This window comes from Nonomuraea sp. NEAU-A123 (genome assembly GCF_018603905.1).
Classification (GTDB): domain Bacteria; phylum Actinomycetota; class Actinomycetes; order Streptosporangiales; family Streptosporangiaceae; genus Nonomuraea.
The window spans coordinates 104,947-127,922 of record NZ_JAHFZZ010000020.1; the positions used below are offsets into that span (position 1 = coordinate 104,947).

The 22,976-nt window shown below is 69.9% G+C and carries 23 protein-coding genes; 8 read left to right on the forward strand and 15 right to left on the reverse strand.

Annotated elements, in window-relative coordinates:
* Positions 1-101 precede the first annotated feature (101 nt).
* Both KLK06_RS43825 and KLK06_RS43830 read left to right on the forward strand, forming a co-directional pair.
* On the forward strand, positions 102-854 hold the full coding sequence (locus KLK06_RS43825; protein WP_308168715.1) for an ABC transporter ATP-binding protein: 753 nt from the start codon (positions 102-104) through the stop codon (positions 852-854).
* Position 855: 1 nt separating this feature from the next.
* Positions 856-3,345 carry an ABC transporter permease gene (locus KLK06_RS43830; RefSeq protein WP_214641640.1) on the forward strand — a complete coding sequence of 830 codons (2,490 nt, stop codon included), beginning with the start codon at positions 856-858 and terminating at the stop codon, positions 3,343-3,345.
* Between the two features lie 371 nt (positions 3,346-3,716).
* On the opposite strand, the gene KLK06_RS43835 is transcribed toward KLK06_RS43830, so the two are convergent.
* The 5 genes from KLK06_RS43835 to rph all read right to left on the reverse strand — a co-directional run bounded on the left by KLK06_RS43835 (position 3,717) and on the right by rph (position 9,240).
* A complete protein-coding gene (locus KLK06_RS43835; protein WP_214641641.1) occupies positions 3,717-3,986 on the reverse strand; it encodes a hypothetical protein in 270 nt (89 codons plus the stop codon).
* Entirely contained in the window at positions 3,983-4,492 is a 510-nt protein-coding gene (locus tag KLK06_RS60620) for a toxin glutamine deamidase domain-containing protein (RefSeq protein ID WP_250906928.1), read from the reverse strand. Before KLK06_RS60620 ends, KLK06_RS43835 begins: the two co-directional genes overlap by 4 nt.
* 1,596 nt (positions 4,493-6,088) lie before the next feature.
* On the reverse strand, positions 6,089-7,882 hold the full coding sequence (locus tag KLK06_RS60625) for a molybdopterin-dependent oxidoreductase (RefSeq protein WP_308168716.1): 1,794 nt from the start codon (positions 7,880-7,882) through the stop codon (positions 6,089-6,091).
* A 51-nt stretch (positions 7,883-7,933) separates the two neighbouring features.
* On the reverse strand, positions 7,934-8,524 hold the full coding sequence (gene rdgB, locus KLK06_RS43850) for an RdgB/HAM1 family non-canonical purine NTP pyrophosphatase (RefSeq protein WP_214641643.1): 591 nt from the start codon (positions 8,522-8,524) through the stop codon (positions 7,934-7,936).
* Positions 8,521-9,240 carry a ribonuclease PH gene (rph, locus tag KLK06_RS43855; protein WP_214641644.1) on the reverse strand — a complete coding sequence of 240 codons (720 nt, stop codon included), beginning with the start codon at positions 9,238-9,240 and terminating at the stop codon, positions 8,521-8,523. The genes rdgB and rph overlap by 4 nt, the downstream gene beginning before the upstream one ends.
* A gap of 68 nt (positions 9,241-9,308) precedes the next feature.
* On the opposite strand from rph, the gene KLK06_RS43860 reads away from it, so the two are divergent.
* Positions 9,309-10,547, forward strand: coding sequence for an MFS transporter (locus tag KLK06_RS43860; protein ID WP_250906929.1), 1,239 nt, complete (start codon positions 9,309-9,311; stop codon positions 10,545-10,547).
* Here KLK06_RS43860 and KLK06_RS43865 read toward each other — a convergent pair.
* The 3 genes from KLK06_RS43865 to KLK06_RS43875 are packed head-to-tail and all read right to left on the reverse strand — an operon-like array spanning position 10,532 to position 12,957.
* Positions 10,532-11,284 carry an MBL fold metallo-hydrolase gene (locus tag KLK06_RS43865; RefSeq protein WP_214641646.1) on the reverse strand — a complete coding sequence of 251 codons (753 nt, stop codon included), beginning with the start codon at positions 11,282-11,284 and terminating at the stop codon, positions 10,532-10,534. The genes KLK06_RS43860 and KLK06_RS43865 overlap by 16 nt on opposite strands.
* Positions 11,281-12,105 (reverse strand): glutamate racemase, encoded by an 825-nt coding sequence (gene murI / locus KLK06_RS43870; RefSeq protein ID WP_214641647.1) that lies wholly within the window; start codon positions 12,103-12,105, stop codon positions 11,281-11,283. The genes KLK06_RS43865 and murI overlap by 4 nt, the downstream gene beginning before the upstream one ends.
* Positions 12,106-12,165: 60 nt before the next feature.
* Positions 12,166-12,957 carry a thioesterase family protein gene (locus KLK06_RS43875; protein WP_214641648.1) on the reverse strand — a complete coding sequence of 264 codons (792 nt, stop codon included), beginning with the start codon at positions 12,955-12,957 and terminating at the stop codon, positions 12,166-12,168.
* Between the two features lie 93 nt (positions 12,958-13,050).
* Here KLK06_RS43875 and KLK06_RS43880 point away from each other — a divergent pair, with 93 nt between their 5' ends.
* Both KLK06_RS43880 and KLK06_RS43885 read left to right on the forward strand, forming a co-directional pair.
* Positions 13,051-13,374: a hypothetical protein gene (locus KLK06_RS43880; RefSeq protein WP_214641649.1), complete on the forward strand. Its 324-nt coding sequence runs from the start codon at positions 13,051-13,053 to the stop codon at positions 13,372-13,374.
* Between the two features lie 167 nt (positions 13,375-13,541).
* The gene (locus KLK06_RS43885) at positions 13,542-15,293 is read left to right on the forward strand and encodes a DUF3352 domain-containing protein (RefSeq protein ID WP_250906930.1); all 1,752 of its coding nucleotides are present in this window, start codon (positions 13,542-13,544) and stop codon (positions 15,291-15,293) included.
* Positions 15,294-15,350: 57 nt separating this feature from the next.
* Here KLK06_RS43885 and KLK06_RS43890 read toward each other — a convergent pair whose 3' ends face one another.
* The 5 genes from KLK06_RS43890 to clpS form a co-directional block, all read right to left on the reverse strand.
* Positions 15,351-16,298, reverse strand: a complete 948-nt coding sequence (locus KLK06_RS43890) for a PLP-dependent cysteine synthase family protein (RefSeq protein WP_214641650.1) — start codon at positions 16,296-16,298, stop codon at positions 15,351-15,353.
* Between the two features lies 1 nt (position 16,299).
* Positions 16,300-16,572, reverse strand: a complete 273-nt coding sequence (locus KLK06_RS43895) for a MoaD/ThiS family protein (RefSeq protein ID WP_214641651.1) — start codon at positions 16,570-16,572, stop codon at positions 16,300-16,302.
* Between the two features lie 140 nt (positions 16,573-16,712).
* On the reverse strand, positions 16,713-17,114 hold the full coding sequence (locus tag KLK06_RS43900) for a Mov34/MPN/PAD-1 family protein (protein WP_214641652.1): 402 nt from the start codon (positions 17,112-17,114) through the stop codon (positions 16,713-16,715).
* A 9-nt stretch (positions 17,115-17,123) separates the two neighbouring features.
* Complete coding sequence (locus KLK06_RS43905) at positions 17,124-17,654, reverse strand: DUF2017 domain-containing protein (RefSeq protein ID WP_214641653.1); 531 nt, start codon at positions 17,652-17,654, stop codon at positions 17,124-17,126.
* A 10-nt stretch (positions 17,655-17,664) separates the two neighbouring features.
* Positions 17,665-17,940, reverse strand: coding sequence for an ATP-dependent Clp protease adapter ClpS (clpS, locus tag KLK06_RS43910; protein ID WP_374197189.1), 276 nt, complete (start codon positions 17,938-17,940; stop codon positions 17,665-17,667).
* A gap of 64 nt (positions 17,941-18,004) precedes the next feature.
* Here clpS and KLK06_RS43915 point away from each other — a divergent pair, with 64 nt between their 5' ends.
* The 3 genes from KLK06_RS43915 (at position 18,005) to KLK06_RS43925 (ending at position 20,520) form a co-directional block, all read left to right on the forward strand.
* On the forward strand, positions 18,005-19,288 hold the full coding sequence (locus KLK06_RS43915; protein ID WP_214641655.1) for a nicotinate phosphoribosyltransferase: 1,284 nt from the start codon (positions 18,005-18,007) through the stop codon (positions 19,286-19,288).
* 15 nt (positions 19,289-19,303) lie between these two features.
* Complete coding sequence (locus tag KLK06_RS43920) at positions 19,304-19,873, forward strand: isochorismatase family protein (protein WP_214641656.1); 570 nt, start codon at positions 19,304-19,306, stop codon at positions 19,871-19,873.
* Positions 19,874-19,998: 125 nt separating this feature from the next.
* The gene (locus tag KLK06_RS43925) at positions 19,999-20,520 is read left to right on the forward strand and encodes a hypothetical protein (protein WP_214641657.1); all 522 of its coding nucleotides are present in this window, start codon (positions 19,999-20,001) and stop codon (positions 20,518-20,520) included.
* Here KLK06_RS43925 and KLK06_RS43930 read toward each other — a convergent pair.
* On the reverse strand, positions 20,510-20,887 hold the full coding sequence (locus tag KLK06_RS43930) for an STAS domain-containing protein (RefSeq protein ID WP_214641658.1): 378 nt from the start codon (positions 20,885-20,887) through the stop codon (positions 20,510-20,512). The two genes, KLK06_RS43925 and KLK06_RS43930, sit on opposite strands and share 11 nt — an antisense overlap.
* A 247-nt stretch (positions 20,888-21,134) precedes the next feature.
* On the reverse strand, positions 21,135-22,883 hold the full coding sequence (locus KLK06_RS43935; protein ID WP_214641659.1) for a DEAD/DEAH box helicase: 1,749 nt from the start codon (positions 22,881-22,883) through the stop codon (positions 21,135-21,137).
* Positions 22,884-22,976 lie beyond the last annotated feature (93 nt).

A 22,976-nucleotide genomic window follows, 5' to 3' on the forward strand; every position in this document is an offset into this window, starting at 1 on the left:
GGTCATCGCAGGGCCTACACGAAGTCCCTCCTCAGGACCCATATTTCGTGAACTTTCCGCTCCTAAGTTGGTCACGTTCCCGCAGCTGAGAAGGAGTGAACGTGACCCTCACCGATACCCGGCGCCAGGCCCCTTCGGCGGTGGTGGCCAGAGCGCTGACCAAGGTGTACGGCCAGGGCGACGCGCAGGTGCACGCCCTCCGCGGCGTGGACGTGGCCTTCGCCACGGGCGCGTTCACCGCGATCATGGGCCCGTCCGGCTCCGGCAAGTCCACGCTGATGCACTGCCTGGCCGGCCTCGACACCGCCTCCTCCGGCACCGTGCACATCGGCGACGTGGAGCTGACCGGGCTCAACGACAAGCAGCTCACCCTGCTGCGCCGCGAGCGGATCGGCTTCATCTTCCAGGCGTTCAACCTGCTGCCGACGCTGACCGCCGAGCAGAACATCCGCCTGCCCCTGGAGATCGCCGCCCGCCGGCCGGACCAGTTGCTCTTCGACCGCGTCATCGACACGGTCGGGCTGCGGGACCGGCTCGCCCACAAGCCGACCGAGCTCTCCGGCGGCCAGCAGCAGCGCGTCGCCGTGGCCAGGGCGCTGATCAGCAAGCCTCAGGTGATCTTCGCCGACGAGCCGACGGGCAACCTCGACTCGCGCAGCGGCGCCGAGGTGCTGTCGTTCCTGCGCACGTCCGTACGCGAGCTCGGCCAGACCATCGTCATGGTCACGCACGACCCGGTGGCCGCGGCGTACGCCGATCGCGTGGTGTTCCTGCGCGACGGCGAGCTGGTCAGCGAGATCAGCGCGCCCTCGCCGCAGTCCGTGCTCGACACGCTGATGAAGCTGGAGGCCTGAGTTGCTGAAGACGACTCTGGCCGGGCTGCGCGCGCACAAGCTGCGGCTGCTGCTCACCTCGCTGGCGATCACGCTGGGCGTCGGCTTCATCGCCGGTACGTTCGTGCTGACCGACACCGTCAAGGCCGGCCTCTCGCAGCAGGCCACGGCCGAGGCGGACAAGGTCGGCCTGGCCGTACTGCCCAAGGACAGTGACGCGCGCCTGCCGGAACGCACGCTCGAACAGGTGCGCGGCCTCTCCGGCGTGCTGGAGGCGCAGGGACTGATCCGCGGCAGCGCGCCGCTGCTGGGCAAGGACGGCAAGACCGTCGGCAACGCGGCGACCACCGCCGTCTCCATCGTGTCCGGCCGGCTCGGCCGCGCCACCATACTCAGCGGCACCGGCCCCGGGTCCGACGACCAGGCGGCGGTGCTCGACAAGAACACCGCCGCAGCCCAAGGACTCAAGCCCGGCGACACGATCACCGTGCTCGACCCCAGGCACCGCGAGCAGCGGTTCAGGCTGGTCGGCATCATGGACACCGGCCTGGACCAGGAGCTGGCCTACACCGGCGCGATCGGCTTCACCCCGGCCACGGCTCAGCGCATGACCGGCGCCAAGGGCTTCGCCGAGATCGACATCGCCGGCGACGCCGCCGGGCTCAGGCAGGCGGTCGCCGCTGCCGCCGGAGCGGGAGCGGTGGTCAAGACGGGCGCGGAGCTCGCCGAGAGCCTGGCGGCCGCGTCCAACATCGAGATGGAGTCGCTGACCACCGGGCTGCTGCTGTTCGGCCTGGTGGCCATGCTGGTGGCCGCGCTGGTCATCTACAACACCTTCAACATCCTCGTCGCCCAGCGGGCCAGGGAGATGGCGCTGCTGCGCTGCATCGGCGCCACCCGCGGGCAGGTGTTCGGCTCGATCATGCTGGAGTCCGCGGCCGTCGGCCTGCTGTCGTCCGCGCTCGGCCTGCTCGCCGGCTACGGCCTGGGCGCGGTCACGCTGGCGGTGCTCGGCGCGCTCGACGCCCCGCTGCCCACGAACGCGGCCATCGCGCTGTCGCCGGCCACGATGCTCAGCGGCCTGGCCCTCGGCCTGCTGGTCACCGTGGGCGCGGCACTGCTGCCCGCGCGGGCCGCCACCCGGGTCGCACCGATCGCGGCGCTGCGTACGCAGGTGGAGGAGCAGACGTTCCGCACGGGCGTCATACGCGTGGTCCTCGCCGCGCTCTTCCTCGTCGCCGGGCTCGGTACGGCCGGCTTCGGGGCGCTGGCGCTGGACCCGGGCGGGATGGTACCGCTCTTCGTCGTCATGGGCGGCGGCGCGCTGACCTTCCTCGCCGTGCTGATCCTCGGACCGGTGCTGGTCAAGCCGCTGAGCGCGCTGGTCGGATGGATCCCGGCCAAGCTGTTCGGCGTGCCGGGACGGCTGGCCGTGGACAACTCCGGCCGCAACCCGCGCCGGGCCGCCACCACGACCGTGGCGCTGACCATCGGCGTGACGCTCATGACGCTGATCTCGGTGGTCACCGCCTCGACGCGGGAGACGATGACGGCCAAGCTCGACAGCCAGTTCCCCATCGACTACCTGCTGGCCACCCAGGAGCGCGACGCCGCCGTCCCCCGCTCGGTGGCCGACGAGCTGCGGCGCAGCCCCGAACTGGCCTCGGTGGTACAGATCCGCGAGGCCAAGGCCAAGGTCTCCGGCGATCCGGTCAAGGTCGGCACCTTCAACGGCCCCATCAAGCCGGAGGTCAAGTCCGGCTCGCTGGCCCGGCTGGAGTCCGGGCAGGTCGCGGTGGCCGACCAGGCGGCCGAGCAGTTCGGGCTGCGGCTCGGCGACCCGGTCGCGGTGCGGACCGCCAAGGCCGGGACCGTCACGTTGCGGGTGGTCGCCGTCCTCGGCGGCGATTCGTCGGCCCTGCCGACGCTCACCGTGGCCGAACAGGCCTTCGACGCGTACTTCGGCCAGGTGCCCGACTCGCGGGTGATGGTGAACATCAAGGATGGCGTCCCCGCCGCCCAGGCCCGCAGAGTGGTGGACGCCGCGACGGCGGCCTACCCGATGGTCCAGGTGACGAGCGCGACGGAGGTGCGCGGGCAGTTCGACGACACGCTGGACATGATGCTGATGATCATCACCGGGTTGCTGGGCCTGGCGATCCTGATCTCGCTGCTCGGCATCGCCAACACGTTGTCGCTGTCGGTGCACGAGCGGACCAGGGAGTCGGCGCTGCTGCGGGCGCTCGGGCTGACCAGGCCGCAGCTACGGCGGATGCTCTCGGTGGAGGCGCTGGTGCTCGGGCTGATCGGGGCGCTGGTCGGGGTGGTGCTCGGTGGCGTGTTCGGGTGGGCGGCTATGCGGGCGATGATCGCGGGCGCCGGGTTCGTGGTGCCTGGTGGGCAGATCGCGCTGTTCGTGGTGCTGTCGGGGCTGGCCGGGGTGCTGGCGGCCGTACTGCCGGCGCGGCGGGCGGCTCGGGCGTCGATCGTGGGGTCGCTGGCAACGGGATAAAGTGCGACAAATCACGATAAAGACCCCCAATTTCGGATAGAGGACACCTGGGGCGGCGAGCCTCACCCCTCGCGGCCCCACCGATTGGCGGCTCCACCCGCACGGCATCCGGGCGCACAGCGGCCTGGCTTACAACGGTCGAGCGTGTGTCGGCCCGACGTACGTCGCTCGGTCGGTCGGGCGTGCGTCGGAACGGCGTACAACGATCGGGCGTGCGTCGGCCCGGCGTACAACGATCGGGCGTGCGTCGGCCCGGCGTACAACGATCGGGTCGGTCGGGCGTACGCGCACGACGGCCGTGCGCAGGGCGAGCCGCAGACGGCTGCCGGGCGTCCCGGGGGCGACGCCCGGCGGCCAGACCCCCCAGCAGGTCAGCGGGGGGTGCGGCCGGGCCACAGCTCGGCGACCGTCTCCGGGTCGAGGAGCGGACGAGTGAACACCTCTCCGGACGCCTTGTCGATCACAATGCAGCCCCCGCCGACCGTGTCGGGCAGAGTAGCCGGGTCACCGGGATCCAACTCCCGCACCCAAGCGACATATCCCTCATTGAAGCCATGAATCCCCACCGAGAGGGAGTCATCCGCCCGCCGTACCCCGTTGAAGTACTCCTCAGCCACCGCCCTGGCCTGATCCAGATTCATCCTGGCTGCCCCTGCCTGTCGACGATCACACAGAACACCCCGGTCACCGTCGTATAAGGCGGTTCGACGGCCATATGCCCCCGCTGGGCGTCGATCCAGATCACCTCGCCCCCCGAGTTGACCGCGTTCCACGCATGGGACCCGCCACCCGGCCAGCGCACCACGATCACGGCCCCCGCGCCATGCCCCGCCTCGACCAGCCGCCGCGCCACCATCGGATAGGCGTGCCGCCCCTGCCCCAAGTACTGGAACCGCTGCCCCACCCACCGCTCGATCCGCGCCGTACCCCCCACCTCACCGGTAACCAGCGGCCTGCCGATCCTGTCGTAGTCCGGCCACCTCGGCGCCGCAGCAGCAGGCTCACCATGCCAGGTGGACAACACGGCCAGCGCACAGTCGGCGGCATTGGACGCCCGGAACGGATCATCGGCCGGCCCGCCACCGTTGATCAACCTCACCCAGGTGCCACGCGGATCCGGAAACCGCGTACCGAGCGGAATCGCCATCGCCAGGTCATGCTCCACCTGCGAGTCGGGCTTCGCCAGCCCCCCAGGCACACCGTACGGCCGATAACCAACCAACCTCGGCGGCCGCTGCGCCCGCTCGAACCAATCCCCCTCAGCACCCCCCTGCCGCCCATCCGCCCCAACCCCGACTCCACGCCACCCAGCCGCCGTAGTGCCCGCTCCATGCCACTCAGCCGCCGTAGTGCCGACTCCATGCCACTCAGCCGCCGTTGTACCGGCTCCGTGTCGGCTAGCCGCTGTGGTACCGGCTCCATGCCTGTTAGCCCCCGTTGTACCGGCTCCATGCCGACTAGCCGCCGTCGTACCCGCTCCATGTCCCCTGGTCGCTCTCATCGCGGCGCCTTGCCGTCTAGCCTCCCCCACCGCGGTTTCCTGCGGTCCAATCGCCGCCGAGCCCGAAGAGACGCTGTCCGGCGAGAGCCCAAGAATGGCCGCCGCCGACGCCCCAAACGCCCCCGCCCCACCCAACGCACCGGCACCACCAGTCGCGCCACCGGCCGCGCCCTCGCCACCGGCCTCTGCGCCACCTACCGCCGTCCTGTGGGCAGCCCCGGCGCCATCCAACACACCGGCACCACCGGTCGTGCCCTCGCCACCGGCCGCACCGCCGCCACCGCCAGCCCCCGCGCCACCTACCGCTGACCCGCTAGTCCCCGAGCCACTCGGAAATCCAGAGCCACCCAGCGTGCCGGCCGCAGCCCCCGAGCCGCCTGCCGAGCCACTCCCGGGAGCCGTACCTTCGGCGACCGCCGAGCCACTCCCGGAGATCGAGCCCCGCTCGGAAGCCAACCCACCGGTGAGCGCCGAGCCACTCCTGGGAGCCAAGCCGCTCGCACCCGCAGGCCCGTTGGTCGGCACCGACTCGCCCACTTGCGCCATGCCACCCGGCACACCACTCGACGCCGCACGCCGGGAGGCCACAGGCGCCTCGTGGCGTCCGCCCGACGGAGCGCCCGACTGCGCGGACATGCCCCCGACCGACGGCGTGGACAGCTGACCGCCAGACGACGTAGCAGACGAAGCACCCGACGAGGCAGCCCACGGCGCAACCGACTGCCCCACTGACGGAGCAGACCCCACCGACGGCGTGGACGGCTGAGCGGCTGGGGGCGCGGAACCCCATGCGGCCGTCTGTCCTCGCGAGGCCGGCTCACCTGGTGGGCCAGGCCATCGCGCAGTCGACCGGTCGACCGACGGGTCTGTCGGTGCGGTCGGTGACGCAGCCGGGTGGGTGGTCCACGGCATCGCCGAGTGTTCGGGGGGTGGGGTGTCCGGTGGGGTGGTGGGCGAGGGGTGGGTGGGAGGGGGTGGGGTCGAGGACGGGGAGGCGGGCACGTCCGAGTCGGCGGCGCGCTCGTAGTCGCGCCACCTCATCCCGTCACCGACCACGGGGTCGTAGTGCCCCTCGGGAAGGACCCACCGCACGCTGGACTTGCGGTCGCGGAACACGTCCTGCCTCCTGTCATGGCTCGACGACCGATCGTAGAGCGACCGCCATCCCGAGGAGGGGAAGTCAGCAAGTTTCGCGGCCACGGCTACCCGCCGTACCTGCACAAACAGGGAGAAGGGCCGCGCTCAGGCGACCTTCACCTGGATGGAGTGCCAGCCGCTCGCGCCGTCGGGCGCCGGCGGCGCCTGCTGTTCGGTCTGCGTGTGGCCGGCCGCGTCCGTGGCCCGGACCTCGATCGTGTGCTGGCCGGGGGTGGCGTCCCACTCCAGCGACCACTGCCGCCAGGTGTCGGGCCCCGGCACCTGGGCCAGTTTCGCCTGTCGCCACTCGCCCCTGTCGACGCGTACCTCTACCGCGTCGATCCCGGTGTGCTGCGCCCAGGCCACCCCCGCGATCGCGGTACGGCCCGCCGTCAGCGACGCTCCAGCCTTGGGTACGTCGATGCGCGACTCCGTCTTGATGGGCCCCTTGGCGGACCAGCCACGTGGCGTCCAGTACGCCTCGTCCTGGTCGAACCGCGTCACCTTGAGGTCCACCACCCACTTGGTCGCCGAGACGTACCCGTAGAGGCCGGGCACCACCTGGCGTACCGGGAAGCCGTGTTCGACGGGCAGGACCTGGCCGTTCATCGCGATGGCGAACAGCGCGTCGCGCCCGTCCATCACCACGTCGACCGGGGTACCGGCGGTGAAGCCGTCGTCGGAGGTGGACAGCAGCATGTCGGCGCCCGGCTGGAGGCCGGCCTCGCGCAGCAGGTCGGCCATTCGGGCGCCCAGCCAGCGGGCGTTGCCGATGTACTCGCCGCCGACCTCGTTGGACACGCAGGTCAGCGTGACGTACTCCTCGGTGAGGGGACGCTTCAGCAGGTCGGCGTACGTGAGCTCGATCGACCGGTCCACCATTCCGTGGATGCGCAGCGTCCACTGCTGGGGATCGACGCGGGGCACGATGAGTGCGGTGTCGACTCTGTAGAAGTCCTGATTTTTTGTGACGAATGGCGAGAGACCTTTTATGCCGAAATCCACCCCTTGGGGCAGTGGCTTGACCGGAACCGTGGGTTTCGGCAGTGCGATCGCCACTCGGGCGGAGTCCGCTTCCTGACTCCCGGCGAGCCCCCGCCCGACCAGGGTGGCGACCCCAGCGGCCACCACACCGCCCGCGACGCCACCGAGCAGCCGCCGCCGGTCGAACGTGTACAGCTCCGCACCAGCCCTCATCACGGCAGGCCGCTCAGCCTCAAAAGCTTCAGAAGCCTTAGGAGCCTCAGAAGAAGGACCCTCGCCGGATGGGAGGCCGCCAGACGCACCGGTCGCGGCCGCAGTCGCGGGTGCGGGTGTGGGTGACGCGGACACCGACGTCCCCGCAGCAGTCGGACCCGAAGCGGCCGGGTCCCAAGCCGACGCATCCGAAGACGCATCCAAAGACGCGTCCGAAGCTGACGGGTCATAGGAGGCAGCCCCCGCATCCCCGTACGACTCCCCGACGGCCCGCGCCAGCAACCACGTGAGCGCCCACGCCCCGACCCCAACCCCAACCAGGGTCGGCACCACGTCGAGCGCCCCCGCCCCCGGCCGGGTCACCACCGCCGCGATCCCCACGACACCGAACACACCCAGCCCCACCAGCCCATACCGGAGCCGACGAAGCGCCAGCACCCCGATGGCCGCGGCCACCAACGCGAGCACCACCAGCACACCCGCGATGAGCACGGTCTTGTCGTTCGAGCCGAAGGTGCTGATGGCGAACTCTTTAAGCCATGCGGGTGTGTTGTCCACGACCACGTTGCCCACGGCCACCACGGGGAAGGCCGCCGGATTCAGCAGCCCGGCGACGAGTTGCGCGACGCCGAGCGCCACGGCCCCGGCCACCAATCCCGCCAGCGCCCCGGCCCAGGCGGGCACCACATTGTTCCTCTGCACGGTTCTGACGCTACGCCCCTGGCGGCAGGTGGTTCTTACGCGATGGTTACGTCAGCGGGTGATGAGGTCGCGGACGATCGGGGCGAGGGCGCGGAAGGCGCGGCCCCGGTGGCTGATGGCGTCCTTCTCGTCGGCGGAGAGCTCGGCCGCGGTGCGCGTCTCGCCCTCGGGCACCAGGATGGGGTCGTACCCGAACCCGTTGGTGCCGCGGGGTGTCGTGACGAGGTGGCCCGCCAGCGCGCCCTCGACCACGCGCGACTCCCCCGACGGCAGCGCCAGCGCGGCCGCGCACGCGAAGTGGGCGGTCAGCTTGTCGGCGGGCACGTCGGAGATCTGCGCCAGCAGCAGGGCGAGGTTGGCCTTGTCGTCGCCGTGCCGCCCGGACCAGCGGGCCGAGAACACCCCGGGCATGCCGTTGAGCACGTCGACGCAGAGGCCCGAGTCGTCGGCGACCGCGGGCAGGCCCGAGCCCTGGGCCACGGCGTGCGCCTTGAGCAGGGCGTTCTCCTCGAACGTGACGCCGGTCTCGGCCACCTCGCCGATCGAGGGGAACTCTTCGAGCCCCACGATGTCGAAGTCCGACAGGATCCGGCGCAGCTCGGCGATCTTGCCCGCGTTGCGGGTGGCCAGGACGATCCTCATACTCCCAGCGCCTCCTGCTGGATCAGCGTGAGCTCCTCGCAGCCGGCGACGGCCAGGTCAAGGAGTTGGTTGAGCGCGTTACGGTCGAACGGGGCGCCCTCGGCGGTGCCCTGCACCTCGACGAAGCTGCCGGCGCCGGTCATCACCACGTTCATGTCGGTCTCGGCCGCCACGTCTTCGGTGTAGCAGAGGTCGAGCATCGGCACCGAGCCGACCACGCCCACCGAGACGGCGGCCACCGAGTCGACCAGCGGGTCGCCGGGGCACATGCGCCGCTCGCGCATCCACGCGACGGCGTCGACCAGTGCCACGTAGGCGCCGGTGATCGCGGCGGTCCTGGTGCCGCCGTCGGCCTGCAGGACGTCGCAGTCGAGCAGGATGGAGTTTTCGCCCAGGGCCTTGTAGTCGACGCAGGCCCGCAGCGAGCGGCCGATCAGCCGGGAGATCTCGTGCGTACGACCGCCGATCTTCCCGCGGACCGACTCACGGTCGTTGCGGGTGTTGGTGGCGCGCGGCAGCATCGCGTACTCGGCCGTGACCCAGCCCTGGCCGCTCCCCCGGCGCCAGCGCGGCACGCTGTCCTGTACGGACGCCGCGCACAGAACCCGGGTGCCGCCGAACTCCACCAGCACCGAGCCTTCGGCATGGGTAATCCATTGCCTGGTAATGGTGATAGGGCGGAGCTGGTCGGGGTTTCGGCCATCCTGTCGCGACATGCAGATCACCCTATCTCCGCGCCGCAACGCTCTTGACCGAATGTGTCCGACACATGGATCCTTACGCAATGACAACGGGGGTGTTGCGAAACCCTGACTTTCTCCGGTTCCTCAGTTCGCACGTGGCCAACGAACTCGGAGCCAACATTTCTCGCGTCGCGCTCCCTTTGGTCGCCGTGCTGGCTCTGCACGCCGGGCCGTTGGAGGTCGGCGTGCTCTCCGCGCTGCAGACCGCGGCGTTCCTGGCGATCGGCCTGCCCGCGGGGGTCTGGGTGGACCGGCTGCGCAGGCGCCGCGTGATGCTGACCTCCGACCTGGTCCGGTGCCTGCTGCTGGCGAGCATCCCGGTCAGTGAGGCTCTCGGCCTGCTATCGGTCGGCGTGCTGTACGTGGTCGCGCTGCTGGCCGGCACGGCCCAGGTGTTCAACGACGTCGCCGACCAGACCTACCTGCCGGAACTGGTGAACAAGGACGGTCTGAGCGACGGCAACTCCAAGCTCGAGTTCGTCCGGTCGGGTGGGGCGCTCGCCGGTCCCAGCCTGGGCGGCGCGCTCGTGCAGCTTGTCGGGGCCTCGCGCACGATGCTGGCCACCGCTCTGGCCGCGTTGGGCTCGGTGGTCCTGCTGAGCGCCATCAAGGCGCCCGACAAGCCACCGGTCGCCGAGGAACGACCGCGGATGTTCCCCGGCATCGCTGAGGGGCTCGGGTTCGTCTGGCGCGATCGGCTGCTGCGGACGATCGTCGCCACGACCGCGGCGACGAACCTGAGTCTCAGCGCCGTGCTCAGCCTGTCCGTGCTGTTCCTGGCCGACGTGGTCGGCCTGCCGGCCGGCCTGATCGGCGTCCTGCTCATGTCCGGCGCGGTCGGCGGGCTGCTCGGCGGCCTCACCGGGAGCCGGTTGTTCAGCAAGTACGGCACGGCCAGGATGACCTGGCTGGCCATCGCCGTCACCTCACCCTTCGGCCTGCTGCTGCCCATGACGCAGGCCGGCTGGCGGATCTCCTTGTTCGCGATCGCCTCGATTGCGCTGTCGTGGGGCGCGATCATCTACAACATCGGCCAGCTCACCTATCGGCAGACCGTCACGCCGGAGCGGATGCTGGGGCGCGTCAACGCGACGGTCAGGTTCATCGTCTGGGGCACGATGCCGCTGGGCGCGTTGCTCGGCGGCATCGTGGCTCAGCAGATCGGCGTGCGGGAGGCACTCTGGGTGTTCATGGGCGCGCGGCTGGTCTCGTTCCTGCCGCTGATGTTCTCGCCGCTGCCGCGTCTGCGCGACTTCTCGCAGGTTCAGGCCAAGTCGTAGACGGCCCCGCTGCGGGCCAGGTCGATCGGGCCGCTGTAGCCGCCCCGGCAGGCGTCGTCCATGATCCGCAGCTGGTCGTGCCAGGGCACGAGGTGGGTGAGCACCAGCCGGCCCACCCCGGCCTTGGCGGCGTGCTCGGCGGCCTGGCGGCCCGACATGTGCAGGTCGGTCGGCAGCTCCGGCTGGTCGAGGAACGATGACTCGCACAGCAGCAGATCGACGCCCGCGGCCAGCCGCACCAGCTCGGCGGACTCACCGGTGTCGCCCGAGTAGGCGAGGCTCCGGCCGCCGTGCGTGACGCGGAAGCCGTACGCCTCGACCGGGTGGTTGACCTGGCCGGCGACGAGCGTGAACGGCCCGACCTCGAAGGGGCCCGGGGTCAGCGGGATGAAGTCGAAGGCGGTCTCCAGGCCCGGCTCGTCCGGCATGCCGTAGGCGGCGGCCAGGCGGCGTGGCGCGTCGGCGGGCGCGTGGACGGGCACTCGGGGGTACGGCGCGGCCGGCCCGTACGTACGGGCCACGTGGTACGCGCACATGTCGAGGCAGTGGTCGGCATGCAGGTGGCTCAGGCAGATGGCGTCTACGTCGTAGAGCCCGATATAGCGTTGCAGCACTCCCAGGGCCCCGTGGCCGAAGTCGAGGAGCAGCCTGAACCCCTCGGCCTCGACCAGATAACAGGACGAAGGGCTGTCGGGGCCTGGAAAGCTACCCGAACAGCCGATGATGGTCACCTTCATGTGGGCCTCCCGTTTGAGGTAGTACCCCCCACTGGCGTGACTTCGACCGCATCGATCTCCGGGCCGAGGAAGCGTCGCCCGAGCCGGGCGAAGAGCAAGGAGTCGCCTGTGGCGCGGAAGCGGTGCCGGGGGGTGGCCTCGCTTCCTGCCGCCATGTCACGGTCGTGCAGGATGCGGTAGACGTCCTTGGCCGTCTCGTCGGCGCTGGAGACGAGCGTCACCCCGTCACCGGCGACATAGGAGATCGCGCCGGTGAGCAGCGGGTAGTGGGTGCAGCCGAGGATGAGCGTGTCGCACCCGGCCGCCCTGATGGGGTCCAGGTAGTCGCGCACGACCTCGATGAGCTCCTCGCTCGCCGTCTCTCCGCGTTCGACGTACTCCACCAGGCGTGGGGCGGCCACGCCGGTGAGCTGTACGTCGGGAGCCGCGGTGAAGGCGTCGTGATAGGCCATGGACTCGATGGTCGCCCTGGTGGCGATCACACCGACCCTGCCGGTGCGGGTGGCACGCACCGCGCGCCGGGTAGCGGGCTGGATCACCTCGACGACCGGCACGTCGTAACGCTCGCGCGCGTCGCGCAGCACGGCGGCACTGGCGCTGTTGCACGCGATCACGAGCATCTTGACGTCGTTCGCGACGAGGTGGTCCATCACCTCCAGCGCGTAGGCGCGAACCTCTGCGATGCGTTTCGGCCCGTACGGCTGACGGGCCGTGTCGGCCACATAGGTGATGGACTCATGGGGGAGCTGGTCGATGATCGCTCTGGCGACCGTCAGCCCGCCCACCCCGCTGTCGAAGATCCCGATACTCGTGTCCGGCACCTTTAGAGGGTAGGCGACCTGCGACATCTTCACTGCGTAAGAATGCTCACAGCCCGCGTGTCACCCGCGCCCCACCCGGGCGAGCTGGCGGCACTGGGCGACCAGCCGGCCTCGGGAGTCCCACGCCTCGACCTCCTCGTCGAACCAGCCGTCGGAGACGAGCCGGCCGCTGCCGATCAGGGTGAGCCAGCCGGGGGCGGGCAGCGCCCGCAGGTGCCAGGTGAGGTCCACGGTGGGCGCCCAGCCCCGCGCTCCGGCCGAGAACACGACGGGCGGCAGCGAGTCCACGGCCAGGGCGAGCACGTACGGGTCCGGGTCCTGGGGCTCCGCCATCCTGAAGTACGCCCTGGACTCGGGCCGGCCACTGGGCTCGCCGGCCAGCCAGCCGATCGTGGGCGGGTCGAAGAGCATCTCCATCTGGGCGTTGAGCGTCATGTTCGACTCGGGCCTGGGGTCGGGCAGCTTGGCGCAGTCCTCCGGCCGAGGCATGACATATCCCGGCTTATCGGCGTACATCGGCTCGACGTCGCCGAGCGTAGCGGTGGTGATCAGGCACTCGATCTGCGCCACACCGTCCTGGACGAGCGTCGCCCGGGTGAAGGCCGCCGTCCTGCCCGCCTTGAGCTGCTCGATCCGCACCCGCGCGGGACCGGGCACGGGCGACTTGAGGAACTGGGCGGACGTGCTCACCGGATGCTCGAACGGCGACGCGTCCACGACCGCGCGCAGGATCACCGCCAGCAGATAGCCGCCGTTGAGCGGGCCGCCGATCACGTAGCCGGGGTCGAGGCAGACGTCGTAGGTGGTCTCGTCGACCCGGATCGCCTGCGTGGCCTCATCGAACTTGGTCATCGTCCTGCCTCAGGTCCGGAACTATATTCTAGTAGCCCCATGGTATCAGCGTGCCTACCTGCGCAAACGCGATCCCACTGAGACAGTTCGATCATGACAAGCGTTACCGAACTCATTGGACAGTCGGTCTGGGACCCCAACGGAGTGTGGGTCGGCCACGTCGTCGACATCCGCCTGATCAAGCACAAGGGCGAGCTGCAGCAGAGCGCCACCGTCTACGGCCTGGTGGTCTCGGCCCACCGCGGGAAACTGCTCTGCCTGACCCGCGACCGGCACCGCCGCTGGGGCTGGTTCTCCCGGTCTCTGGCGCGAGTGCTCTACGTGGGGTCTGCTTTCGTCCCGTGGTCAAGCGTCACCGACCACAGTGGCGGTGAGGTATACATCAGCGCCGCAAAGCAGGAACTCTCTCGCGTCTAAGTACATTGCAAGCGACCGTCTAGCAACATCAGCTACTTTCTTTGTGGTCAAAAGTCCACATTGTGAGTTGAGTGATGTCTGCTAATAACCCCCCGAGTGGCCAAGATCCTAACCGGACCACGGCGTACCGCTGGAACCAGGAGCAGCAGCCCGCGAATCCGCCGACAATGCCGTTGTCGCAGGGCCAGCCGTATCCTCCGCAGCAGTCTTACCAGCAGCCCGAGTACGGCCAGCAGGCCCCGTCAGGTCAGCAGGCTCCCTACGGGCAGCAGGCGTCCTATGGCCAGCAGCCCCAGTACGGGCAGCAGCCCACGTACGGCCAGCAGCCATATGGCCAGCAACAACAGCCCCAGTACGGCCAGCAGCCGCCGTCCTACGGCCAGCAAGACCAGTACGGGCAGCAGCCCCAGTACGGTCAGCAGGACCCGTACGCCCAGGCCGGTTGGCAGCAGCAGGGCCCCGAGGGCTTCGGCCCCGCCGAGCCCGCCAAGAAGAGCCGCAAGGGTTGGATCATCGCCATCGCCTCGGCGCTGGCCGTTGTCCTGCTCGGCGGTGGCGCGGTCTGGGCGGTCGGCGCGATCGGTGGCGGCGGCACGCAGCCGCACGAGGTGCTGCCCGCCAGCTCGATCGCCTATGTCCGGCTCGACCTGGACCCGGCGGCCAACCAGAAGCTGGCGCTGTTCCAGATCGCCAGGAAGTTCACCGTCACCAAGAACACCTTCCAGGGCGACGACCCGCGTAAAGCGGTGTTCGACCTGACGCAGGACGCCGGTCTGTCCAAGGTCGACTTCGCCAAGGACGTCGATCCCTGGCTGGGCAGCAGGGTCGGCCTGGCCGTCGTCCCGTCGGGCGGTAAGGAGCCGGACTTCGCCGTGGCCGTCCAGGTCAAGGACGAGACGCTGGCCAAGGCCGGCATCAAGAAGCTGATGGGCAAGGAGAAGTACGGCCTGTCCTTCCGTGACGACTACGCGCTGGTGACCTCCAGCCAGACGCTGGCCGACAAGTACGCCGCCGACACCACCAGCCTCGCCGACAACGCCGACTTCAACGACGACGTGAACGCGGTCGGCGAGCAGGGTGTGCTGTCGTTCTGGGCGCACCTTGGCAAGGTCGGCGAGCTGGCGGTGACCGACAAGTCAAGCGAGGAGGCCAAGGCGCTCGAACAGGTCAAGAACGCCAGGTTCGCCGGAGCGCTCCGCTTCGACGGCTCCTACGCCGAGCTGGCCGGTGTCGTCCGCGGCGCCGAAGGCATGGTCGAAGGCGACCTGGAGAAGGCCAACCTGGCCGCGCTCCCCGCCTCCACCGCGGGCGCGCTGTCCTACTCCGGTCTCGACCAGATCATCACCAAGAAGTGGGCCGAGATCGAGCAGTCCGTCGGGGCGTCGGCGGCGGGGGCCCAGTTCAAGCAGTTCATCGACCAGGCCAAGCAGACCTATGGCCTGCAACTGCCTGACGACCTGGCCACGATCCTGGGCAAGAACCTGACCGTCGCGGTCGACTCTCAGGGCCTGGACAGTGACAAGATCAAGGCCGGTGTCCGCATCATGACGGACCCGGCCAAGGCGCAGGCCGTGGTCGACAAGATCGAGAAGGCCATGACGTCCAGTGGCCAGCCCGCTCCCCAGCTCGCCAAGGTCAAGGGTGACGGTACGTTCACCCTGGCCACCACCGACGAGTACGCCAAGGCGCTGGCCGCCGAGGGCACGCTGGGTGAGAGCCAGACCTTCAAGGACGCCGTCCCGGACGCCGACGAGGCCACCTACGCCTTGTTCGTGGATCTGGACAAGGTCGAGAAGTACTACCTGCCGAGCATGGAGGGCGACGACAAGGCCAACGCCCAGGTCCTGCGCGCGGTCGGCCTGAGCGGCAAGCAGACGGCCACCGAGGCCAGCTTCTCGCTGCGGGTGCTGTTCAACTGACGCGGTTTCAACTGACGCGGTTCAAAAAGGTGGCCGCCCCTCAGGGGGCGGCCACTGTCACGCCCAGAGCTGGCCTTCGAGGCGGTGCTCGGCTTCGTCCAGGGTGCCTTCGTAGGCCCCCGTGGACAGGTATTTCCAGCCTCCGTCGGCGACCACGAAGACGACGTCGGCGCTTTCCCCCGCCTTCACCGCCTTGGCGGCCACGCCCAGGGCTGCGTGCAACGCCGCCCCCGTGGACACGCCGGCGAAGATCCCCTCCGCGGTGAGCAACTCCCGTGTACGGCGCAGCGCGTCGGCCGACCCCACCGAGAACCGCGTGGTCAGCACGGACTCGTCGTACAGCTCGGGGATGAACCCCTCATCCACGTTGCGCAGCCCGTAGACCAGCTCGCCGTAACGCGGCTCGGCGGCCACGATCCGCACGCCGGGCACGCGCTCGCGCAGGAACCGCCCCACCCCCATGAGCGTCCCCGTCGTGCCGAGCCCGGCGACGAAGTGGGTCACGCCCGGCAGGTCTTCAAGGATCTCCGGCCCCGTCGACTCATAATGGGAGCGCCAGTTGGCCGGGTTGCCGTACTGGTAGAGCATCACCCAGTCCGGGTGTTCGGCCGCCAGCTCCTTGGCCACGCGTACGGCCTCGTTGGAGCCGCCCGCCGCGGCCGACGAGATGATCTCCGCGCCCCACATGCGCAGCAACTGGCGGCGCTCCTCGGAGGTGTTCTCCGGCATCACGCAGATCAGCTTGTAGCCCTTGAGCTTGGCCGACATCGCCAGCGAGATGCCGGTGTTGCCGCTGGTGGGCTCCAGGATCGTGCAGCCGGGCGTGAGCAGCCCGTCCTTCTCGGCCTGCTCGACCATCCACAGCGCGGGCCGGTCCTTGATCGACCCGGTCGGGTTGCGGTCTTCGAGCTTGGCCCAGAGCCGTACGTCGGCCGACGGCGAGAGCCGGGGCAGGCCGACCAGGGGCGTGCGACCGACCGAGTCGATCAGCGATTCGAAACGCATGTCACCCGCCGGCGACGGCGGGCAGCACGGTCACCGTGTCACCGTCGGACACCGGCGTGCCGAGGCCGCCGAGGAAGCGCACGTCCTCGTCGTTCAGGTACACGTTGACGAAGCGGCGCAGGTTGCCCTGGTCGATCAGGCGGTCCTTGAGCCCGGGATGCAGGGACTCCAGGTTGCTGATCAACTCGTCGAGGGTGGCGCCCTCGGCGTCGACGGCTTTGGCGCCGCCGGTATAGGTACGAAGGATGGTCGGAATGCGAACCTCGATGGCCATCGCGGTCAGTCTCCTCGGGTCAGGTCGTCGTCCCATCGGCAGCAACGCCGACGGCTGAACACGGATTCCTGATCAGCGACAGTCGTAGACGACGACAGCCGGGGTATGCGCGAAGAGGTAGCTCTGCACCGGCCTGACCATCATGGGAGAAACCTTACCTCTTCCTCCGTTATCACTCCGTCGAGGATCCGGTAGGAGCGGAACTCCGTCTCGTCCTCGTCCCTGGTGGAGACCAGGACGTAGTGGGCGTCCGGCTCGGAGGCGTAGGTCACGTCGGTGCGCGACGGGTAGGCCTCGGTTGCCGTGTGGGAGTGGTAGATCACGACGGGCACCTCGTCGCGGTCGTCCATGTCGCGCCAGACGCGCAGCTGCTCCATCGAGTCGAAGCGGTAGAAGGTGGGCGAGCGCTCGGCGTTCTCCATCGGGACGAACCGCTCGGGAACGCCCTCCCGTCCCGCGATCACGCCACACGCCTCGTCCGGGTGGTCGGCCCGCGCATGGGCAACGATCTTGTCAACCAGTTCCTGCGAGATCGTCAGCATGTCGGGAAATTACCAGAGGGCCCGGACCAGGGTGTCCTGCAGGTAGGTCAGCCAGTCGTAGGTGACGTAGGCCGGGTAGCGGGGGTCGTCCTCGGACATCATGGCGATCTCGTCGTGGACCTCCTCGGTCACTTCGAGCCTGGTGCCGAGGGTCAGCCGTACGTCGTTGAGCGAGCGCAGCCACGCCTGGGCCTGCTCGGGCGTCAGCTCGACCCGGCCCGGCCGGGCGCTGTCGAGCATGGCCTGCGCGTCGGCGCGCTTGCCGTCGCGCAGCGTCGCCTCTGTGTAGCGGCGGAACTCCGCCGCCTCCTGCTCGTCCTGGTACGCCGAGGGGAACAGGCGCGCGAGCACCGGATCGGACGGCGCCGGCTCGGTCCCGGTGCCGATGCCGAGCGCCCGCTCCAGCGGGTCGTCGCCGGTCTCGCCCGGCGCCACCAGGCCGAGCACCAAGCTGACCAGCGAGCGCAGGACCGAGACCTCCGCCGCCTCGAACTCCGCGATGACGCCGCCGCCGTCCCGCGTCGAGAACCCCGAGTTCACGTGTGCCGCCTCACTTCACCGAATCCGGCTGGACCGTCGCCCACAGGCCGTAGGAGTGGAGGATCTGTACGTCGCGCTCCATCTCCTCCCGGGTGCCGCTGGACACGACGGCCTTGCCTTTCTTGTGCACGTCCATCATGAGTCTCTCGGCCTTCTCCTTGGAGTAGCCGAAGACCGTCTGGAAGACGTACGTCACGTAGGACATGAGGTTGACCGGGTCGTTCCAGACGATCGTCACCCACGGCAGATCGGGCCGGACGTCCGTTGACGGACGCTCGACGGCCATTGGAGCAGTGCTACCCACATCCCCCATCCTGCCCTACCCCGGCCGTAGTCTTCGAGTCGTGGCAATGACCATGAGCACTGCGTTGCTCACAGATCACTATGAACTGACGATGCTCCAGGCGGCGCTGCGGAGCGGCGCCGCCCATCGGCGGGCGGTTTTCGAGGTGTTCGCCCGGCATCTGCCTGGCGGACGGCGATACGGGGTTGTCGCCGGGACGGGACGTGTCCTGGACGAGCTGGAAGACTTCCGTTTCCGTGACGAGGAGCTGACCTACCTGCGGGAGAAAGAGGTGGTCGACGAACCGACCCTCGCCTTCCTCGCCGATTACCGCTTCTCCGGCAACGTGTACGGCTACCGCGAGGGCGACGTCTACTTCCCCGCCTCCCCGATCATGGTGGTGGAAGGCACGTTCGCCGAGGCCGTACTCCTCGAGACTTTGACCCTTTCCATCCTCAATCATGACTGCGCCATCGCCTCGGCCGCCTCGCGGATGACCAACGCGGCGGGCAACCGCCCGATCATCGAGATGGGCTCGCGCCGCACGCACGAGTGGTCCGCCGTGGCGGCCGCCCGCGCCGCCTACATCGCCGGCTTCGCCTCCACCTCCAACCTGATGGCCGGGCGGGTCTACGGCGTGCCGACGGCCGGTACGGCGGCGCACGCGTTCATCCTGCTGCACGACACCGAGCGGGCGGCGTTCGAAGCCCAGATCGCCGCGCTCGGCCCGGAGACCACACTGCTGATCGACACCTACGAGGTGGCCGAGGCGGTCCGCACGGCGGTCGAGCTGGTGGGTGCCAAGCTGGGCGCGGTGCGGATCGACTCCGGCGACCTGGCGGCGGCCGCGCAGGAGGTACGCGAGCAGCTCGACGCGCTCAGCGCGTTCAACACCCGAATCGTGGTCACCTCCGACCTGGACGAGTACGCCATCGCCGCGCTGGCCGCCGCCCCCGTCGACGGCTACGGCGTGGGCACCTCGCTGGTGACGGGCTCGGGCGTGCCCACGGCCGCGCTGGTCTACAAGCTGGTGGCGCGCGAGACCTCGGCGGGCGTCATGGAGCCGGTCGCCAAGCGCTCGGTCGGCAAGCCGTCGCGCGGTGGCCGCAAGGAGCCCTACCGCCTGTTCGACGAGACCGGGCACGCCGAGACCGAGCTGATCACCACATCGGGGCCGCCGCCGGAGGGCGGCGTACCACTGCTGCACCAGCTCGTACGAGACGGTGAGGTCATCGGCAGGGAGCCGTTGGCCGCGGCCCGCGAGCGGCACGCCAGGACCATCGCGGGCCTCCCCCAGGAGGCGCTGCACCTAGGCAGGGGGTACGCGGCGATCGCCACGGAGTTCGCCTGACGTATGGTGCTTCCTATGGGGAGCGCGCTGATCATCGTCGATGTGCAGAACGACTTCTGTGAGGGCGGCAGCCTGCCCGTGGCGGGCGGATCCGAGGTGGCCGCCGCGATCACCCGTTACGTGGCCGACCACGGCTACGACCACGTGGTGGCCACCCGCGACTACCACGTCAACCCGGCCGGCCACTTCTCCGAGGCCCCCGACTACGTGACGACCTGGCCCGCGCACTGCGTCGCGGGCACGCCGGGCGCGGACTTCCACCCGGCCTTCGACGTCTCGGCGGTCGAGGAGGTCTTCTCCAAGGGCGCGTACGCCGCCGCGTACAGCGGGTTCGAGGGCGCCTCCGGTGACGAGGTGTCGCTGGCCGACTGGCTGGCCGAGCGCGGGGTGAGCGAGGTGGACGTGGTGGGGATCGCCACGGACCACTGCGTGCGCGCCACGGCGCTCCACGCGCTCGAGCACGGCCTGGCCGTACGCGTGCTGCTCGACCTCACGGCGGGGGTGGCGCGGCAGACCACCGACATCGCGCTGTCGGAGCTGAGCGCCGCCGGCGCCGTCCTCCAGGGCACGCCGTCCGTGGCCTGACCCTCGGCCACGAAGAGTACGCGGTGCGCGACGCTGCGGTCATGTGATACAAGAGGGCGAATGCTCTCCGAATACATACCACCACGGAGAGCGATGCGGCTTCGTCCTCATGTGTGAGGTTCCCCATGCTCACGTTCTCGCTCGGCCTGGCCTGGCTGCTGCTCGCCCCGCTCAGCCTCTGGGTGCTCATCCGCGGGCGCAACCCGGCCAGGATCGGGGCCTTGCTGACGCTGGCCCTGCTGGAGGCGGCCACGGTGGCGATGACCGCCGAGGAGCGGGAGGCCGCGGTCGTCGCCCACGACGTGCCGCCCCGCGTGTTCTCGATAGGCTGCGCGGAGCGCACGCCGGTGCCCGAGACGGCACGGCTGAGCGGCGCGCGCGACGATCTCACGCTGTCCTGGGCCGCCGCGCCCGACGAGTGCGCGACGGCGCAGGTCACGCTCCGCTCCGAGGGCCGCAGGCTGCGCGTCTGGATCCACGAAGGGCCACCCCGGGAGGAACGCAGGGGGATGCGTACGGTGTCCGTGCACATCGCTCAAGGCGCCGCCTCGCTGCGGGTGCCGCTCGACCCGCCCGCCTCCGCGCGTCTGCGCCCGGTCGACGGCCGCACCGGGCACCCCATCCCCCGGCCGACTCCTACGAGATGACCGAGCCCTGCCGCAGCGCGTCGTCCAGGTCGGCGTAGACCTCGAACGCGTGCCGCAGCCCCGTGATGAACAGCACCCGCCCCATGACCCCCTGGACCCCGCCCAGCAGCAACCGGGTCCCCCTGGCCTCGCACCGCTGCAGGATCTCGACGAGCTCGTTCATCCCCACGGAGTCGCAGAAAGTGATCTCCCGCAGGTCCATGATCAGGAAGGGTCTCACCGGGATTGCCCAGATGCGCGCCATGTGCTCCCGGAAGGCCGGCACCCCAGAGGCGTCGAGATCGCCGCTCAGCCGGGTGATGATGGCGTCTCCCGAGAGACCGGAAGTGACGACGAACGTCGATTTTCCCGCGGCCCCAGATGACATGGGTGAAGTCCTTCTGTGTTTCCCAAGGCAGCCATCGTTTGGTATTACCGGTGCCGGTGGTTGTCTAACGATAGGCCACGGCGGTGTGACCAAACGCGCAGAGACGCCAGAGGTGTCCGGCGTGGCCATGAGCACGCTCTTCGCTGCCGTGTCCTAACCGTGACACTTCTCGGGGTCCACGGCCACCCGAACGGCAAGATCGCTATGACTTCGGCCGGCCGCCCGGCGATGGCACCGGGCGGCTTCGCTAGCGTCGCTGGGTGGCCCACTGGCGGATCTTGTCGATCCGCTCCTGGATCTGGACGGCGGTGGCCTGGGCGATGAGCGGACCGCCACAGGCCCGGCGCAGCTCCGAGTGGATGGAGCCGTGGGGCTGGCCGGTGCGGTGGTTCCAGGCGCCCACGAGGCCGTTGAGCTCTCGCCGGAGCTCGGCGATCTGCTCGTGCGGCGCCAGCGCGGGCGGGCCGGTCTCGGGCTTCTTGGCCTTGGCGGCCTGCTGGTCCGACTGCCGCTTGCGCAGCAGCGTGGCCACCTGGTCGGGCTCCAGCAGGCCGGGCAGCCCGAGGAAGTCCTCCTCCTCGGCCGAACCGACCTCCGCGCCGGTGCCGAACTCGCCGCCGTCGTAGAGCACCCGGTCGAACGTCGCCGACGTCTCCATCATCTCGAACGGCAGCTCGTCACCGAGGACGTCTGGATTGTCCTTCTTCCTGTTGGCCTGCTCCAGCAGGCTGTCGTCCAGCCCGTCCTCCGGCGGACGGCGGTTGAGCACGTGGTCGCGCTCCACCTCCATCTCGTTGGCCAGACCCATGAGGGTCGGCACCGAGGGCAGGAACACCGAGGCCATCTCGCCGCGCTTGCGGGCCCGCACGAAACGGCCGACCGCCTGGGCGAAGAACAGCGGGGTGGAGGTCGAGGTGGCGTAGACGCCCACGCACAACCGCGGGATGTCGACGCCTTCGGACACCATCCGGACCGCCACCAGCCAGCGGTCACCGGACGCGGCGAACTGCTTGATCTTCTTGGAGGCGCCCGGGTCGTCGGAGAGCACGACGGTGGCGCCCTCGCCGGAGATGTTGCGCAGGTGGCGGGCGTAGGCGCGGGCCGTCTCGTGGTCGGTCGCGATGACCAGGCCGCCGGCGTCGGGGACGCCGCGCCGCACCTCCGTCAGCCGCCGGTCGGCGGCCTCCATGACCTGGCGGATCCAGTCGCCCTTGGGATCGAGCGCGGCGCGCCAGGCCTGGGAGAGCTGGTCCTTGGTGAGCGGCGTGCCCAGCGTGGCGGCGAGCTCGTCGCCCGCGCGGGTGCGCCACTTCATCTCACCGGAGTAGGCCAGGAAGATGACCGGCCGGACGACCCCGTCGTCGAGGGCCGGACCGTAGCCGTAGGAGAAGTCGGAGACGCTGCGCTTGAGCCCCTCGGCGTCCTCCTCGTAGCCGACGAACGGGATCGGGTTGTCGTCGGACCTGAACGGCGTCCCGGTCAGCTGGAGCCTGCGGACGGCGGGCTCGAACGCCTCGCGGATGCCGTCGCCCCACGACTTGGCGTCACCCGCGTGGTGGATCTCGTCGAAGATGATGAGCGTCTTGCGGGCCTCGGTGCGCGCCCGGTGGAGGGCGGGGTGCATGGCGACCGCCGCGTACGTCACGGCCACGCCGACGTAGTCGCTGGAGGTGGCGCCCTGGCTGTTCTTGAACTCGGGGTCGATGTTGATGCCGACCTTGCTCGCGGCGTCGGCCCACTGGCGCTTGAGGTGCTCGGTGGGGGTGACGATGGTGATCGCCCGGATCACCCCGTTGGCGAGCAGCTCGCTGGCGATGCGCAGGGCATAGGTCGTCTTGCCCGCGCCCGGCGTCGCCACGGTGAGGAAGTCACGCGGCTCGCGCCTGAAATACAGGTCGAATGCCTCCTGCTGCCAGGCGCGCAGCTTGGGGGCGGTGCCCCATGCGGCGCGGTCAGGATAGGAAGGCGAAAGATGGGATGCGGCGAAGGAGCTCACCGCATCACCTCTGGGGTTCGTGTGCTTCGCTGTCTCACAGTGACCCAAGAGTAATCGGGCCCACCGACAAGACGTGCCGTGCACCGTGGATCC

Coding starts and splice junctions, on each gene's coding strand:
- KLK06_RS43835 (WP_214641641.1), bottom strand. CDS start 3,986: ATGAATCTGGATCAGGCCAGGGCGGTGGCTGAGGAGTACTTCAACGGG.
- KLK06_RS60620 (WP_250906928.1), bottom strand. CDS start 4,492: ATGGCGATTCCGCTCGGTACGCGGTTTCCGGATCCGCGTGGCACCTGG.
- rdgB (WP_214641643.1), bottom strand. CDS start 8,524: ATGAGGATCGTCCTGGCCACCCGCAACGCGGGCAAGATCGCCGAGCTG.
- rph (WP_214641644.1), bottom strand. CDS start 9,240: ATGTCGCGACAGGATGGCCGAAACCCCGACCAGCTCCGCCCTATCACC.
- KLK06_RS43860 (WP_250906929.1), top strand. CDS start 9,309: ATGACAACGGGGGTGTTGCGAAACCCTGACTTTCTCCGGTTCCTCAGT.
- KLK06_RS43865 (WP_214641646.1), bottom strand. CDS start 11,284: ATGAAGGTGACCATCATCGGCTGTTCGGGTAGCTTTCCAGGCCCCGAC.
- KLK06_RS43875 (WP_214641648.1), bottom strand. CDS start 12,957: ATGACCAAGTTCGATGAGGCCACGCAGGCGATCCGGGTCGACGAGACC.
- KLK06_RS43880 (WP_214641649.1), top strand. CDS start 13,051: ATGACAAGCGTTACCGAACTCATTGGACAGTCGGTCTGGGACCCCAAC.
- KLK06_RS43885 (WP_250906930.1), top strand. CDS start 13,542: ATGCCGTTGTCGCAGGGCCAGCCGTATCCTCCGCAGCAGTCTTACCAG.
- KLK06_RS43890 (WP_214641650.1), bottom strand. CDS start 16,298: ATGCGTTTCGAATCGCTGATCGACTCGGTCGGTCGCACGCCCCTGGTC.
- KLK06_RS43895 (WP_214641651.1), bottom strand. CDS start 16,572: ATGGCCATCGAGGTTCGCATTCCGACCATCCTTCGTACCTATACCGGC.
- KLK06_RS43900 (WP_214641652.1), bottom strand. CDS start 17,114: ATGCTGACGATCTCGCAGGAACTGGTTGACAAGATCGTTGCCCATGCG.
- clpS (WP_374197189.1), bottom strand. CDS start 17,940: ATGGCCGTCGAGCGTCCGTCAACGGACGTCCGGCCCGATCTGCCGTGG.
- KLK06_RS43915 (WP_214641655.1), top strand. CDS start 18,005: ATGACCATGAGCACTGCGTTGCTCACAGATCACTATGAACTGACGATG.
- KLK06_RS43920 (WP_214641656.1), top strand. CDS start 19,304: ATGGGGAGCGCGCTGATCATCGTCGATGTGCAGAACGACTTCTGTGAG.
- KLK06_RS43925 (WP_214641657.1), top strand. CDS start 19,999: ATGCTCACGTTCTCGCTCGGCCTGGCCTGGCTGCTGCTCGCCCCGCTC.
- KLK06_RS43930 (WP_214641658.1), bottom strand. CDS start 20,887: ATGTCATCTGGGGCCGCGGGAAAATCGACGTTCGTCGTCACTTCCGGT.